Genomic DNA, 15,656 nt, shown 5'->3' on the forward strand with positions numbered 1-15,656 from the left:
GTGCTCGCACATCGACGCAGTCGTCCACGGCGACGTTCAAGTGTCGCTGATCGTCGTCCACGGTGGCCGCCGAGCGGCCTGACCTGTTCTCGCGGCCTCGATATCACACAAGCCCGGCCGGCCCACCGAAAAGGGGGGCCGGCCGGGCTTTGCCGTTCCCAGCCACCCTTCCCCGCCCAGCTAGATCGGTGTACGCTTTGGGTGCGGGGCGAGCGACCCCGATCCCGGAAGGACACCAGGATGCGCACTCGGCGCACATCCCGCAACCGACCCGCGGCACCGTGGACCGGGTTGAGCCACCATGTCAACACGCCGGGGCAAGCGACCCCGGCCGGAAGGACCCATCATGGCCAGACGCACCGGCCGCCGGACCGCCTCGCGTAACCGGCCCCCCGTGAAGAAGCAGACCACGACCCGCAAAACCAGCACCCCCCGCACCAAAGCCCAGCCGGACCCGGTCGCCGCCGCCGCTGCCGTGGTCGTCGCCTCGGTATGGCTGGCCGCCGCGACACTCGTCGGGTCACTCGCCCGCGCTGGACGCAAAGCGGCCGCGGACGTCCCCGCCGAACAGCGCCGCGACGGCACCGGCCTCGCGCTGATCGCTGTCGGGTGCCTGTGCGGCGCCGTCACCTGGCTCCCAGCCCACGACGGGTTGCCCGGCGCGCTCGGCGCCGCCGTCCGCGGGCTGCTCGGCATCGCGGCGTATCTGGCACCGATCGCGCTGCCCGCCCTCGGTGTGCGGCTGATGCGCCGCGGTGGCGACACCGTTCCCGAGACCCGCCGCCTGGTGTTCGGGGTCCTGATCACCGTCGCAGCGCTCCTCGGCATCATCCACGTCATCGTCGGCGGCCCCACCCCGGGCGACGACATGCACAAGGTCTCCATCACCAGCGGGTTGCTCGGCTGGGCGGCCGGGGGAGGAACCGCAGGGATCGCCACTGTCTGGGGTGCCGTCCCCATCCTGCTGCTGGCTGCGCTATTCGGTGCGCTGGTCGCCACCGGACTGTCGGGGCAGGAGCTGCGGTTCTACCTGAGCGGCCCCGGCCTGCAGCAGCTCCGCAAGCAGATCAACGCACGCCTCGCCCGCCCTGCGGCACAGGCCAAGAACGACACCGACGAGGAGTCCCCGGAGTCGCCGAGCGCCAGCGGACAGAACCCCGCCGACACAAACGCCGCTACGACGGACCCGTTCGACATCGACATTGAGGTCGAGGAGGACGGCCCCTACGCGGCCGCCGCCCAAGTGGACGCCCCCGACTCCGACACCTCCGCCGCCAACGGCGATGCCCTCACAGGCGACGACGGGGACACGCTGCCTGGCGAACCCGTCCAGCTGAACATCCCCCTCAACCCCACAGCCGCCGCTCCGGCCGCGCGGCGCCCCGCAGCCGATGCGTCCGGTGAGCGTGCACTGCCGTCGATGACGATGCTGAAGGCGTCGCCGCCAGCCACCGGCGAAACCATCGAGAATCAGCAGACCCGCACCGCCATCAACACCGTGCTGGAGGAGTTCGGACTGGACGCGAAGGTCACCGGATTCACCCGCGGCCCGACGATCACCCGGTACGAGATCGAACTCGGCCCGAAGGTGAAGGTGGAGAAGGTCACTACGCTGACCAAGAACATCGCCCTGGCAGTCAAGAGCAACGACGTGCGGATCCTGTCCCCGATCCCCGGCAAGTCGGCGATCGGCGTGGAGATCCCCAACACCATCAAGGACGTGGTAGCGCTCCGCGACGTCCTGGAGGCCCCGGTCTGCAGCGCCGACCCGCACCCGCTCGCGTTGGGTATCGGGGAAGAGGTCGAGGGACGCCCCGTCGCGGCGAACATCGCCAAGATGCCGCACATCCTCATCGGCGGCGCCACCGGCGCCGGGAAGTCCACCTGCATCAACGGGCTCATCACCGCGATCCTGATGCGCGCCACCCCCGAAGAGGTCCGGATGATCCTCATCGACCCCAAGCGCGTCGAACTCAGCATCTACGGCAAGGTGCCGCACCTCCTCACTCCCATCATCACCAGCCCCAAGAAGGCCGCCGAAGCCCTCCAATGGGTCGTCGGTGAGATGGACCGCCGCTACGACGACCTAGCCGCCGCCAACTTCCGGCACATCGACGACTTCAACAAGGCTGTCCGCTCCGGCAAACTGACCGCGCCGCCCGGCAGTGACCGCGTCTACACGCCGTACCCATACCTGGTCGTCGTCGTGGACGAGCTGGCTGACCTGATGATGGTGGCGCCGCGCGATGTGGAGGACTCGGTGGTGCGCATCACCCAGCTCGCCCGCGCCGCCGGTATCCACCTGGTGCTGGCGACGCAGCGGCCGTCGGTGGACGTCGTCACCGGCCTCATCAAGGCCAACGTGCCGTCCCGGCTGGCGTTCGCCACGTCGTCACTGACCGACAGCCGCGTCATCCTCGACCGGCCTGGCGCGGAGAAACTCGTCGGGCAGGGCGACGCGCTCTTCCTGCCGATGGGGCAAACCGAACCAATCCGGCTCCAGAACCCCTACGTGTCGGAGAACGAGATCCGCGCGGTAGTGCGCTGGTGGGCGACGAACAGCGGCCACACCGACCACGTCACCCTCGCCGAGGACCAGCCGCAGACCAGCAACGGCCACGCACAGGCCAACGGCGCGGGGCAGAGCCCCGATCCCTCCGCCCACCTGGACGTCCTCGCCCGCGCCATTGAGCTGGTCGTGTCTACCCAGTTCGGGTCGACATCGATGCTGCAGCGCAAACTCCGCATCGGATACGCCGAAGCGGCCCGCCTGATGGACGAGATGCACACTCGGGGCGTCGTGGGCCCCTCCGAGGGCTCCAAGGCCCGCGACGTACTGATCACCCCCGACCAGCTGGACGTCGTCCTGGCCAAACTGAAGGAAACCGCCGCAGCCGGCTGAGCACGCCCACAACAACACGACAACAGAGCAATGGGCCGGCCCCCGCACGGAGTTCTCGGTGCGGGGGCCGGCCCATTGCTCGCCCTGCGGCAGCTCCCACCCGCTTGCAGCCCGGAGGTCCGGGCGTCCTCCGCATGCCGGCCCTCCAAGGCAACAGTCAGAAGGTGGTCAACGAAGCCCCCGCCAAGGGCAGTGCCCGGCTCGCGACACACTGGACCAGTGAACATCTGCCCGCCCTGGGCTGTGCGGGCACATAGGGTCATGGGACGGTAGACCCGTGCGTACACCGACCAGAGCCCGACAGCGATGAGCGACGAAGAATCCGAACCCACCAGTTCAAGCGGCGACCAGCCCGACCCCGCGACGCCGCATGTCTCTGAGCGGTGCCGCAGGAATCAGCACGAGATGTGCCGCGGCCGCGTCTACGTGTTCCCCCCGGTCAACGGCCGGACGGTGGTGCCCTGCGGCTGCACAGTCTGCAACCACCCCACCCGGTGGCGTGGCCGCCCGGCACGTCAACGCCCCACTCCGTGACCTCAGTCCCGCAGTCAACGCCCCCGACATACGAATGCAGGGGTTACGTGCGCGTGGGCCCGCCCCGGCGCGTTACGGACGCGACGCCCTAACTACTGGAGGGCAGCCATGTCTGCGCGGACGTCGCCAGGGACCACCTCGGTGCCGTCGCGGCGATGATGAGCCACGCGACGTCGTGGCTGGTGAGGGGTGGTGTTGAAGGTGACAACCAGCCACACCCCGGGCCGTATACCGGTGTACACTGTAAAGGGCAGGGGTAAGCGACCCCTCACCCAAACCTCGAGGGGCACATGTGGTACTCGAACCAGCTTTGACGTCCTCAGCCGCACCGGCGCGCGGGAGAGCACGGCGGATCTTTGTCAACTGGGGTCTGGGCGCCGACAGCACCGCGTGGCTGCTGCACACACTGGACTTGCTTGAGGAGTATCGCGCCGGGCGGCTCAGCGCCGCGCACACTCTGGAGCGGGCGGCCCTTCCAGGTGACTGCGACCTGGGCCGCCTGGTGGTCGTGGTGGCGATGACCGGCACCGAGTGGCCCGAGACCAAGCAGTTGTGCGAAAAGCATGTGCTTCCGCGGCTCGCCGCCGCCTCGGTGCGGGTGGTGCAGGTCGCGCGGGCGGGGCCGCTGCAGGGCCACGGCATCACCTGGCTGTCGGACTCCAACGCACCAGGTTGCGACCCTCTGGTGCTGCACACCGGCGGAGATTACCGGCTGATCGACGAGATGCTGGAGAACGGCACCATCCCCACCACCGGTCTCGACCGGCGATGCTCGATCCACGCCAAGGGGTGGGCCGCCGACCCAGCGATAGCGGCGATCGCCCGCGGGCCCGACGGGCGACCGGAACCGTACGTGCAGGTGATGGGGTTCGAGGACAGCCGCAAGGAACGGGCCCGCGCCGGCAGAGACGCCCACCACGACACCCAGTTGCGGACCGGCGTGTACCCGCTGGTCGAGATGGGCTGGGACCGGGACCGTTGCCTGACCGAACTGGCGGCCCGGACGGGGGTCGCCGAGTGGCCGAAGTCGGCGTGCCCGATGTGCTTGGCGAGAGAGACCGAGGTTGTCACCCGCGGCGGGGTTCGGACTATTGCGGAGCTCTCTGGCGGGGAACACGAGCTCCTGGTTCCTCAGGTCGGGACGCTCGGAGACCTGAGCCATCGGGGCACGTTCCAGCGAGCCGCGGTACGGCCGTTCGGTGTCCAACGGCTCTACAAGGTCGAACTGCGACGCTCGCGCTCAAGGAAGGTCGTGTTCGCGACTGCTGAGCACCGCTGGTTCCTGGCCCCCGGGGAAGGGATGCACCAGGTTGGCGTCAGCACCCTTGAGCGCACGACGCTCGATCTCAACCCCGGGGATGCACTCAAACCCGTTCAGGCGGTGACGCTCGGCCGGGAGAAGCTGGCGCCGTTGGCGGTTGCCCAAGGGTTCGTGTTCGGTGACGGATCGAGGAAGAAGGGCAGGAACTCACCCGCGACCCTCACGATCTTCGAGAACGGCAGGGACGAAGCGTTGCTGCCGTTCTTCGCGCTCTGCAACCCCTCCAAAGAGCAGCAGGGCTGGCAAGTCCACGGGATGCCATGCACGTGGAACGACCATCCGATGCTGGGGGAGTCCCGAACGTTCCTACTGAGCTGGCTGGCCGGCTACTTCGCGGCAGCTGGCACGGTGTCCTCCTCGGGATGTGCTGCCCTCTGCTCCGCCGTTCTCGGCAACATCGAGTTTGTGCGAGATGTCGCCGCGATCTGCGGGGTCGGCTACACCCCAATCAGGGACTCAACTCAGGGCACAGGCATCGAGTCGAAGCCCCTGCACCAGATCAACCTGCACGTCCGGGATCTTCCGGACTGGTTCTTCATCATCGCCGAGCACCGTCGCCGGGTAGAAGCGCTACGAACCAGGACGCCAGGACCCTGTAGGACGGCCTGGAAGGTCGTCTCTGTGGAACCCACCGACCGGGTCGAGGAGGTCTACTGCGCGGTCGTCCCACAGGCTGGGGCGTTTGGCCTCGCGGAGGATCTGATGACGGGAAACTGCCCATTCGGGCTGGCGACGGCCGCCGGGAGGCAGCGTGTCTTGGCCGGGTACGCACGGCACCCCGACGAGGCCGTCGAGGTGCTGCTGATGGAACACGGCGCGTTGGCCGCCAACGAGCGGATGGGCCTTATCGGCGGTGACCGCCTGTTCGACCTGGTCGCCGCGACCCCTGGCCTGGAGCATGTCGTCCAAGCGTTCGAGGCGCGGATGGATGAGGTGGAGTGGTCGCTGTATGAGGTGCGGCGCGCTCTCAAGGGCAGGACGGTCCGGGATCGGTCGGGGAAAGCGACGGAGGAGATGGACCCTGCCGTCCGCGGGTTCACTGCGCGCCGCACCGTCCGGCTGGACACGGGGACGCGCGCGCAGATGCTCGCCGCGCTGGCCGCCCGCGGTGCTCACAGGGGGCTGAGGGTGGACCATAGCGACCCTCGGCACCCACGGGTATGGGTGCGAGCCCGCGGCCCGGTGTTCCCCACAGTGGAGCAGTTCTATGTCATCGCACCGGCGGTGCTGCGCGCTAAGGAGAGCCGTGGATTCGCGGGCGCCTGGGTGGCCTGCGAGACCTACACACCGCGGCGGCCCCAGCCTGAGCAGATCAGGCTCCCCGAGGCCGGGTGAACGCGGTTCGGGAAGAAGCACCCTCTTCCCATTCCCCTATACCGGTGTACACTATGCCTGTGGGTGAGTGGCCTCGAATCAGGAAGGGGGCGGCCCAAAACGGGTGCGGGCCGGATCTTGCCCACACGCGCCGGGCGGGGGGACTCGTGCGGCGCAGGGACGGCAGAACCGAACTGGGCCGGCCCGATGCGTGCAGAGTTCGCCGTCCACCTGAGCGTTCCCGATCGCGGAGGTGGGCGGCGAGACCACCCTCCCGGACACGCGAGCGCGTGACCGGGGGCCCTAAGCGAGGGCCGTTGACTCGAAGGGAACACAGGATGTTCTACGCCGACTACAGCTACCGGGGCGACTGCCGCACCAATGTCAAGTTCCCCACTCTCGACAAGGCCGTCCTGGTCCTGACCAGTACCGCCGAGCGGGGGGGCGCCATCAGCGGAATCCGCAACGCGGCCGGCGAGACCATCGTGCCGGACTCGGAACTGTTCACCCCGGCCCCCTTGATCGACGGCCTGGACGCAGACCTTGCCGCCGACCCGGCTGACGTGGCCGGGTTCGCTCTGGTCACCTGACCCTGCCAAGGAGATCGGCACCACTCTGCCGTGACCACCGACCCGTCATTGCCCGATTGCTCTGCGCCGCCCCCACCGTCTGGTGGGGGCGGCGCAGCCGCGTCCGGGGGGACGTGATTAGCGCTCGCCCGGCCGCCGATCCACCAACCAGCGGATTTCGGCATGCTGGAGCGGGCTGGGCGGCCCACAGTGTTCCGAGCGGCGGCGCAATGACCAAGGCCATTGTGGCGACGCCCCCTCGCACCGGCATGAGTCGCTGCAGTTCAAACGGCCTCCTCCTCGTCGACACCAGCCTCGTGGCCGCCGCCAGCGCGGTGTAGCCCCGTGACGCCCTCTCTGTCCGGACGGTCGCTAACGACTGTGCATGGAGCACCGCCAGGGAGGCCTCGCCTGATGCGGAACCGTTCCCATCCCAGCAAAACCGGTGTACAGTCTACGATGACCGGCGGGGTAAGCGGCCCCGCCCCGGTGAAGGGAAAACAACCATGACAGCGATCGCGGACGTGTACCGCGAACTGGAACGGGTGGACACCAAATGCGGTGCTCTCGCTGGCCTGACCGGCGCCGGTGCCGCTTACCTCGGCACGACGATGACCGCCAAGACCGGGGTGCTGGTGATCGTGCCGCTCTCGGTGGCCAGCGTTCTGCTCGCGGCGGCGACGGTCTTGCTGCTGTGGACGTTGCGCCCCCGGCTGGGACCGACCGGGTTCAACCGGTGGGCGGTATGTGACGAGGACGAGATCGCCGCGCACCTGACCGCCGAACTCGCTGCCGAGCAGGCGGTCGCATCCACCGGCCTGGTCGACGCGGCCGCCCTCGATGCCCGCACCCGCCACGCAGCCGCGGAACTGCAGATCCTGTCGCGGATCTGCCTCCGCAAGAACCAGATCCTGCGCACCACGATCACCCTCAGCGTGTGCGCAGTCGCAGCGATCGCTGTCGCCGGCGCCGCAGCGCTCACCTGACCCAGGCCTGTCGTCCCATACCTCTCGCCGCTCCCTGGCCCCGCCGGGCCGGCGGCGGCACAACCGGAAAGCCCAGCCAGCCATGCCGAACATCAATGCCCAGCAAGCCGTCCTGGCCGCCGGGGGCCTCGGCAGCTACCTCGCGCAGGCGGCGCCGGACCTATGGCATCTCCCCGACGCCCCCTACGCCTGGATGTACATCTCGGCTCTCGGCGCTTGGTATGCCCGCCGCGCCTTCGACAGCGGATTGCGGCGCCCGCCCGGCGGCGCGCGGCAGCCTGGCGCGCGCCGCCGCCGACAGCCCCGCCCCGACCACGAGGGTGTCGCCGATGCCTGGGAATACCGTAACCGGCTCGGCGCGGCCACCGCCCGTACCAAAGGCCGAGTCACCCGGCCCGGCCTGACCGTCACCCGGCAGACGCCGCTGCCGCAGATCGCGATCCGCCTCGGTGCCCCCGCCGGGATCCGCCGCTGGTCTGTGCAGGGCCTGGCGGTCCGGTCGGGGGTGTGGTCATCGCTCGAGGACCCGGTGCTGCTCCTCGGCCGGTCCCGATCGGGCAAGTCCGGTTACCTGGCCACCCTCGTGGAGGAGGCCCCCGGCGCCGCCGTGGTGACCTCAACCCGGACCGACCTGTACAACAACACCGCCCGCGTCCGCGCCGCGTCCGGGCCGGTGATGGTGCTGAACACCGACCGGCTCGGCGGCATCCCCACTACCTTGCGGTGGGACCCGTTGACCGGTTGCAGCGACCCCGCACAGTCCACCGACCGCGCCGGATACCTGATGGCCGCCGTCACCGCCGGCGCGAACACCGGTGAGGCAGGCGTGCTGCTACGCCTGCTGCTGCACGCCGCGGCGCTGACCGGCGGCACCATCTACGACGTGTATTCCTGGGCGCTGCAGTTGCGGCACGCGCAGATCCCAGAAGCGCCCTACAACGTGCTACGCACCCACCCTGCCGCCGCGTCCGGGTGGGCCGTGCAACTCGCCGGTGCCCTGTCGGACCCGGCCCGTGAACAGGCCGCCGGGCTGGTCACCGCGGCACTGGACTGGCTATCAGACCCCGGAATGGAGCAGGTCGTCACTCCCGGGCCCGGTTGCTTCGACATGGCCGAGTTCGTTGCGCGGCGCGGCACTGTCTACCTGATTGGGGCACATCGGCCCCACACCACACAGGCTGGGTTCCTGGCCGCGTTCTTCGCCCACCTCGTCGACGCTGGGAAGCAACTCGCCGCCGCCAGCCCCGGGACCCGCCTTGACCCGCCGGTCACCCTCGCGCTCGATGAGGCCGCCTCGATCAGCCCCATTCCGCTGCACCAGTGGGTCACTCACCTCGGCGGGTGGGGCTACCTGCTGCTGATCGGGGTCCAGTCCTGGTCACAGTTGGCGGACCGGTGGGGCGAGGACGGGGGCCGCACCATCTGGAACAACACCATCAAGCTCGTGTTCGGCGGGTTCACCGACCCCCAGGACCTGGAAGACCTGTCGCTGCTTTGTGGGCAGCAGACCGTGCCTGTCACCGCTCCCGACGGCACTCAGCACGAACGCACCGAGCCGACCTTCCCTCCCGAGCGGATTCGGCTCATCGGCGAGCAGCAGGCGCTGCTGCTGCACCCGCGGACCCGTCCCGGGCTGCTATGTGTCCCGTTCGTGTGGGACCGGCCCAGTCACCAGCCAGTCATCTCACCGCCAGCGCAAGCAGCGCTGCCAGCGCCACAGACTCCTGCCGAACTGGACGCCCCGGTACCTGCCGTCCGCTGAAGTCCGCGACACGCCACGCTCCACCCATCCAGAGCCCGAGCCGTCCGTTCCGCGGACCTCTCAACACCAGGAGGAAGACCCGTGGACATCATCCACGACGCTCCATCCACCACCACTGAAGGGGGAATGACGGCGTGACCGAGCACATCCCGATGACCCCGGTGCCGTATGAGAAGAAGACGACGACGGGCGAATTCCTTCCCGTCGTCGCCTACACCACCGTCACCCCCGGCTTGCTCATCGCTCCCAACGTCAACCCGCTCGACCTCACCGCCCACTTGGACGAGGACGCGGACGGCGCCTTCACCGCCCGCTTCACCTACGGCAGCCAGTGGGAGGTGATGCACCGCGACGGGCACCTGATCGCAGGCGGCATGTGGAACGGGGTCACCTCCTACCCGCAAGCGCTGGCGCTGGCCCGCGAACTCGGTGCGGCCGCCGAATGGACCGCCACCGGAGACGAACTGGCCGCGTTGCCGGCGGAGCGGCGCAAGGACCTCGGCCGCATCATCAACGTTGCCCACCGGGCCCTGACCCGGCAATGGGCCGACGGGGTCGCGGAAGTGACGGCACTGGTCGGCCCCGTCATCGGCTGCTGGATGCCGCCCAAGATGAAGGGCGCGAAGGCGGAGCCGTACATCCCCCACGAGGCGGAGAAACGGGTCGCGCTGGTTATGGCCGACGGGTGGACGTCGGGCGCGCTCGCCGCACGCCTCACCCACCGCCTGCGCGCCACCAACCCCCGCGCCGCCGTCCTGGCCCGGCTCCGCCGCCTCCCTTACCCGGCCCCGATCGGCGACCGCCCCGAATGGTGCGGCGCTTGCGATCCCGGCACCCGTCTCGTCACCCGACGCGGCCCCACCGGCCGGGACGGCGACCTCATCCGCTGCCGCTCCTGCCACTCGCACACGGGCGCCAACACCACCCCCGACAACGCCCGCGCTGCTCGAAACGCCGGAGGCCCTCGATGAACGCACCCCCGATCATCGTCTGGGCCCGCGAGCCCCTCCCGATCGACGGGGCCGGCGTGTTCCTGGCCGGCCCATTCCCACGGCGGGGCGAAGTCCCGTCCTGGTGGCCCGCGGCCATCAAGGACTTGGCCGCCCCAGGGACCGGGCCTGAACCGCTGACCGTATTCACACCCGAATTGTGCGGCGGCATCCGGCGCAGCGCACTACGACGATCAAGTCGACGGGGAGACCGAGGCCCGCGCCGCGGCCTCGGCCAGCCGGACCAGTACCGGCGCCAGGGGGCGCCATGACCACCAAGATGCGTCTCCGGCGGCGGGGCTCAGCCGCGATACTCGCCAGCGAGCGCGACCTCACCGCTTTTCACGAGGCGGGGCACGCTGTCGCCCATGTGCTCACCGGTCTCCCCTTTTATGACGCGCGCATCTGGGTCGAGACCGATCGGCGTGGCTGGCGAAGGGAACGACGCTGGAGGGGCGTCGTCCGGCCGACTCCGGAAAGCGACGGGTACCCAGTGGCCGACGAGCACCTCGCTGGGCTCGCCGTGGTGGTGTTGACGGGCCCCGAAGCCGAGGCACGGCGCATCCACCAGACCGACGGCTGGCACTGTGCACTCTCGGCGATCCGCACAGGGGTGCAGGAGGACAACGACTACCCCGACGGGGACCTCGACGGGCTGCCTGAACTGCTGGCGGACGCCGGTGTAACCCGCGCGGAAGCCGAGAGGGTCACCGCGGACCTGGTCGCGGAATGGTGGCCGCAGATCGCACACATCGCGGACATCCTGCAACAAAGGCGCAACATGATGAGCGCAGAGATCACAGCGGTGGTCCAGCGGCCAACGGCGACCTGGACCAGTAGCCGCAATTGGTCAACTAGTTGACATTAGAATTCTGCATCGTCAACCTGTTGACATGAGCTTGAATCAGGACAGCGACACGCCCACGCCAACCGCTCCTCACGTCGACGTCGCACGCTGGACGGCGCCCCACGTCACGATCACCCCTGTCACCGAGGTGATCTCCTCCGAGCCGATCCCCGGACGGGTCACGGGGAACTACCAGAGCGTGCTCTTGGATGTCCGCGACGGGACGCTGAGCTTCCACGAGAGCACCGAACACCTGGAGCCGTGGGAACCGTCCTGGAAAGCCATCAACGACGTCCCCCGCGAGATCTGGGAACGCTGGCACCCCGGTACGCCCTTCGGGATGTCCGGCCCCCACATGTGGTTTCAGCCGGTGCCCGCCCGCCTGAACTGGACCATCCGGTCGGGCGCCCACGGGCACCCCTACCTGGACGCCGCGGCGGCCAACACGCTGCTGGAGGGAATCGCGCCGCATGCGCAGGCCCTGCTCGACGGGTTTTTCGAGGCGGTCTCGGAACTGGACTGGTCGGCCGCGTCCGCGCGGGCCGGCCGCGAGATCCTGCGGCTGTGCGACTCGGGGCAGCCGAGCGTCGGCGGTGACGCCGACCTGGTCGACTACGGCGAGATCGTGCAGCGTTTCCCGCAGGTGTACAAACCCGGCCTGCTGAACAAGACGCCGAGCCAGCTCGCCGAGGAGTGCGAGTACATCACCCGGTTCCTCGGCCTCCACGAGAAGTGGCACGACGAGATCAAGACGGTGTTCGGTATCCCGTCCGGCGACGGCACCTACATCCACCTGGACGTGCTGGGTGTGCGCGCCTGGTACCGCACCCTCCTGCTCGGCGACGACCCCCGCCCCGTCTGGGAGTTCCCGGAGTGGGACGCCCGGCGCCGCGCGCTGGAGACCAGCGGGCTCACCTCGATCGCCACCGACGGCGACCTGGAAGCGTGGGCCCGGCAAGAGGAGGGTCGCGCCGCGCAGGAGGGGATCCGGCTGATCGGTGCCGTGGACGCCGCCACCCGGCACCGCGCCGCGCTACGCGACCAGGAATGGGGCCGACTCGCCGTGGTGGGCGCCGACGTGGCCCGCCTGGAGCGGGAGTTGGACGAGGCCCGCGCGGAGCGGCTGGAGCTGGTGCACGCTGCGATCGCCTGGGGCCGCAAGGACCCGGCGATAGCCGAACGTGCCCGCATGTCCAGGCAGGGCGTCCACAAGATCCGCAAGCCCGGCAGGATGGCCGAGTAGCCCGGTCCGCTACCGGAAGCGGTCGGACTCGGCGTGCGCGGTGCGGAAGGGGCGGCGGTACCCGGCCGGAGTGCCGCACCGGTGCGACTTATACGGGGGGCCGAGTAGGCGGCCCGCGGCGTCGAGCTGTTCCCGGACCTGGGGAGCCGGTACCCGGCGGCGGCGAGGTTTTCGAGCACCCAAGGCGCAGGCGTCGTGCCCGAACGCCGCAGCGGCGAGGTCGCGGCGGTAGGCGTGGTGGGGATGCGGTCTTGGCGGTGCGGACGGGTGGGCCCGGTCACGGTGAGGACGCCGACACCGGGCCGCGGCACGGCCGTACGAAAGGCCGCGCGCCGCAGGACCAAGCGCTGATCTCAGCCGTCGGCGCACTTAATCCCTACGCTATACCGGTGTACGCTAAAGGGAGAAGGCAATCCTGCGTGGGAGGAGCGACGCCGCATGATCCCTGGCATGCCGGCCCCGTCCCGGCCTCGCTGCCCCGACTGCGGGCAACACGTCTTGGTCGCCGTCACCGAAAACCGGCGCCGGCAACTGCTGGAGCCTGTCCGTGACCCGGTTCGTGACGCCGACGACACCGGAACCGGCAACGTGGCAGCTCGTCGCGACCATCTAGGCACATGGTGGGCGCGGGCCTTGCGTCGAGGGGAACGACCCGCCGGCGGGGAACACCGTTACACCCCGCACAAGGCGGTGTGCCGTCCGCAGCAACTCCTGCCCGCCGCCCGGCGCCGCCAGGCGCACAGCATCCAGGCGGCGTCGGTGCCTCCCGATGCGGCATGGGGCGGCAACATCATCTCCCTCGAGCAGGCCCGCCGTAACCGCCGCTACTGACCGGCCGCGACGGCGTGAGCGACACCGGTGGGATACACACCCAGCAATCGGGATCAGCGTAGGCTCAGTCTGTGTTGTCCACCGCCGAGGCCTCCGTACCGGAGCGAACCTGGTCCTGGCAGGCGGAATGGACTCAACCCGTCCGGCGGCATCCGATCACTGTCGCCGTGGGCTGCGCGTCCGTCGCAGTGGCGATCGTGTGGCGGCTCGGGTGGAGCGCGGAGCTGCCTGCATTCGTTTTTCTCAGCGCTGTCGGTGTCCCCCTTGCCGTCATCGACTTCAAGCTACATCGGCTTCCTGATCCGTTGACGTTGCCGGCGTACCCGATCGCTTCGGTCCTGCTGGCTGCAGCAACGCTGTTTGGAGACGCGGATATCTCGCGTTTGTCGCATGCGTTCATTGGATTGGTGGCGCTCGGTGGTGTTTTCGCCGCGCAGTGGTTCGTCGCGCCAAATGCGATCGGTGTCGGCGATGTGAAGCTCGCCGGCGTTCTCGGGCTCTACCTCGGGTGGCTCGGCCTTGCGGCGTGGGTTGCTGGGGTGCTCTGCATGTTTGTTTCGGGTGCCCTCTGGGCCGTCACCCTGCTCGCCTCTGGGCGGGCGAAGCGGGACAGCCAGATTCCCTTTGGGCCGTTCATGCTCGTGGGTGCGCTGGCTGGCCTGCTGCTGTTCCCCTGACGATTACGACACCTGGTTCGCCGTGCTCGCCATCGTCGTGATGTGCGCCGCGTAAGCCGCCGCTGTAGTCACCGCGACGGACTCGCGATTGGGAACGACAACAGCTCTTCTTCTTTCGGATCGACTAGTATCGGGGAGAAAGCCAGACACTGTTGAGGAGTTGCCCGTATGGCACAAAAGGTGCAAGTTCTGCTGGTCGACGACATCGACGGAGGCGAGGCAGACGAAACAGTCTCGTTCGCCGTGGATGGGCGCGCGTATGAGATCGACCTCAACAAGCAGAACGCGGCGAGACTGCGCGACGCGCTCGCCCCCTTCCAGGAGCACGCACGCAAGGCCCAGCCCGTGGGGAAGAAGGTCGCGGGGCGGACTCCGCCCAACCGTGGGCGCAGCACCGAGATCCGTAATTGGGCGAAGACGAGGGGGATCGCGGTCAACGACCGGGGGCGGATTCCCCAGCACGTGGTTCGTCAGTACGACGCCGCGCATTGACGATCCAGGGGCCCGGAGTTCGGCCGTGCCGTTGGCCTATCGCACGTTGTGCAGGTCACACGTTCTGCAGGGCGGGGTGTTGCTCCTCAGCGTTGTGCCGTTGACCGTTGGTTGATGCCTCCGGCTGTGTCGTGGCCGGGGAGGGACTGGGGTCGATCGGGCCGAGCTCCCTTATCAGCGCATTCCGAATCTTCCTCCAGTGCCCCGGGGTGCCTCCATAGCGTTCCTGAAGCTCCTTGATGTCGAACGCCGTGCCGCTCTCCTTGCACTTCTTGTAGTGGATACGAGCGATCCCTTGGAGCGTCATCCCCTCTGGGAGGGGTTGGACTTTTGGTGCTTCTTGCGTGTCACCGGTCTCAGCTGTGGTCTGCGGGCGAGGGAGGTCCGGGGCCTCTGATGCGGGGGGCCGGTAAGCCGCTTGCTGAGGGGGTTCGGTCTCAGCCGATGGCGGTGCAGCAGGCTCCGCTTGGGCTCTGTCGGGAGAAGGCGCGGCGGTGGCGCGTTCAGTCAACTCCGCTACCCGGGCGCAGGCGGCGTCGACGCGGACGCCGGTGCGCAGCATCCACAGCACGTCGCCTGGGGTCTCCCGCTTCCAACCGTCGCCATAAAGGTTCTTCAGCTGTGCATAGGCGTGTCGGATGCTTTGTTCCGTGTCCAGGGCTCGCTGATAGTTGCCCTCGCCCCACAAGATCATGCGGCGTTTCATGCGGGGGGTAGAGATCGGCGCAGCGATCCAGCGGGCGAGCGGGATACCTTCGCGGGCGATTCCGACGCTCTGCCCGGTCCAGCGGCGCACGAGGTGCCGCCATGCCTCGATGTAGACGATGAAGAGCAGGGGCAGAAGGGCGTGCATGCTCTTTCCCACGAGGTCGTGCCCGGCAGCGGCGTTGAACCAGATCGTGGCGGCGGTCAGCATCCGCACTGTGTGATGCAGCAACGGCATCGGCATGCGCAGGCCGGTCAGCAGGAGATCGAGCACTGAGAACCCGACAATGCCCGCGTCGGCTCCGATAGGGACGAGCCACGCATTGTCGGGCGGGAACCCACGCCGAACTGCTTCGGTCTCCAGGGCCTCGAAGCTGCCCATGAAGGAGATCGCTGCCAAGGGGGCGAACCCTGCGATGGCAAGGATGAGCAGACTCAGGTGCAGTGCGGTCAGCCGGGGTGTGGTGGGGGAGTCGGCAGTCAC

12 protein-coding genes are annotated in these 15,656 nt (G+C 69.0%); 11 read left to right on the plus strand and 1 reads right to left on the minus strand.

All coding sequences use genetic code 11. The annotated features are described in order from the left end of the window. The first annotated feature begins 346 nt into the window (after nt 1-346). From ACTWPP_RS28595 to ACTWPP_RS28645, 11 genes are all read left to right on the plus strand, one after another. On the plus strand, nt 347-2,902 hold the full coding sequence (locus ACTWPP_RS28595; RefSeq protein ID WP_443107490.1) for a DNA translocase FtsK: 2,556 nt from the start codon (nt 347-349) through the stop codon (nt 2,900-2,902). Nucleotides 2,903-3,728: 826 nt separating this feature from the next. Next, complete coding sequence (locus tag ACTWPP_RS28600) at nt 3,729-6,092, plus strand: hypothetical protein (protein WP_443107491.1); 2,364 nt, start codon at nt 3,729-3,731, stop codon at nt 6,090-6,092. Between the two features lie 317 nt (nt 6,093-6,409). After that, nucleotides 6,410-6,661, plus strand: coding sequence for a hypothetical protein (locus ACTWPP_RS28605; RefSeq protein WP_443107492.1), 252 nt, complete (start codon nt 6,410-6,412; stop codon nt 6,659-6,661). 485 nt (nt 6,662-7,146) lie between these two features. Beyond that, nucleotides 7,147-7,626, plus strand: coding sequence for a Pycsar system effector family protein (locus ACTWPP_RS28610; RefSeq protein ID WP_443107493.1), 480 nt, complete (start codon nt 7,147-7,149; stop codon nt 7,624-7,626). Between the two features lie 82 nt (nt 7,627-7,708). After that, nucleotides 7,709-9,388 carry a type IV secretory system conjugative DNA transfer family protein gene (locus ACTWPP_RS28615; RefSeq protein WP_443107494.1) on the plus strand — a complete coding sequence of 560 codons (1,680 nt, stop codon included), beginning with the start codon at nt 7,709-7,711 and terminating at the stop codon, nt 9,386-9,388. 134 nt (nt 9,389-9,522) lie between these two features. Continuing rightward, complete coding sequence (locus ACTWPP_RS28620; protein ID WP_443107495.1) at nt 9,523-10,359, plus strand: hypothetical protein; 837 nt, start codon at nt 9,523-9,525, stop codon at nt 10,357-10,359. Nucleotides 10,360-10,645: 286 nt separating this feature from the next. Next, complete coding sequence (locus ACTWPP_RS28625) at nt 10,646-11,239, plus strand: hypothetical protein (protein ID WP_443107496.1); 594 nt, start codon at nt 10,646-10,648, stop codon at nt 11,237-11,239. 31 nt (nt 11,240-11,270) lie between these two features. Next, a complete protein-coding gene (locus ACTWPP_RS28630) occupies nt 11,271-12,467 on the plus strand; it encodes a hypothetical protein (protein ID WP_443107497.1) in 1,197 nt (398 codons plus the stop codon). 498 nt (nt 12,468-12,965) lie between these two features. Further along, nucleotides 12,966-13,298, plus strand: coding sequence for a hypothetical protein (locus ACTWPP_RS28635; protein ID WP_443107498.1), 333 nt, complete (start codon nt 12,966-12,968; stop codon nt 13,296-13,298). A 71-nt stretch (nt 13,299-13,369) separates the two neighbouring features. Beyond that, on the plus strand, nt 13,370-13,975 hold the full coding sequence (locus ACTWPP_RS28640) for a prepilin peptidase (RefSeq protein ID WP_443107499.1): 606 nt from the start codon (nt 13,370-13,372) through the stop codon (nt 13,973-13,975). 168 nt (nt 13,976-14,143) lie between these two features. Next, the gene (locus tag ACTWPP_RS28645) at nt 14,144-14,467 is read left to right on the plus strand and encodes a histone-like nucleoid-structuring protein Lsr2 (protein ID WP_443107500.1); all 324 of its coding nucleotides are present in this window, start codon (nt 14,144-14,146) and stop codon (nt 14,465-14,467) included. Between the two features lie 55 nt (nt 14,468-14,522). On the opposite strand, the gene ACTWPP_RS28650 is transcribed toward ACTWPP_RS28645, so the two are convergent. Beyond that, complete coding sequence (locus tag ACTWPP_RS28650) at nt 14,523-15,656, minus strand: DUF2637 domain-containing protein (RefSeq protein ID WP_443107501.1); 1,134 nt, start codon at nt 15,654-15,656, stop codon at nt 14,523-14,525.

This window comes from Actinomadura sp. 3N407, from assembly GCF_052245875.1.
Classification (GTDB): domain Bacteria; phylum Actinomycetota; class Actinomycetes; order Streptosporangiales; family Streptosporangiaceae; genus Spirillospora.

Excerpts from the sequence above, each read along its gene's own strand:
- ACTWPP_RS28595 (WP_443107490.1), top strand. The coding sequence starts at position 347 with ATGGCCAGACGCACCGGCCGCCGGACCGCCTCGCGTAACCGGCCCCCC.
- ACTWPP_RS28605 (WP_443107492.1), top strand. The coding sequence starts at position 6,410 with ATGTTCTACGCCGACTACAGCTACCGGGGCGACTGCCGCACCAATGTC.
- ACTWPP_RS28610 (WP_443107493.1), top strand. The coding sequence starts at position 7,147 with ATGACAGCGATCGCGGACGTGTACCGCGAACTGGAACGGGTGGACACC.
- ACTWPP_RS28615 (WP_443107494.1), top strand. The coding sequence starts at position 7,709 with ATGCCGAACATCAATGCCCAGCAAGCCGTCCTGGCCGCCGGGGGCCTC.
- ACTWPP_RS28625 (WP_443107496.1), top strand. The coding sequence starts at position 10,646 with ATGACCACCAAGATGCGTCTCCGGCGGCGGGGCTCAGCCGCGATACTC.
- ACTWPP_RS28630 (WP_443107497.1), top strand. The coding sequence starts at position 11,271 with ATGAGCTTGAATCAGGACAGCGACACGCCCACGCCAACCGCTCCTCAC.
- ACTWPP_RS28645 (WP_443107500.1), top strand. The coding sequence starts at position 14,144 with ATGGCACAAAAGGTGCAAGTTCTGCTGGTCGACGACATCGACGGAGGC.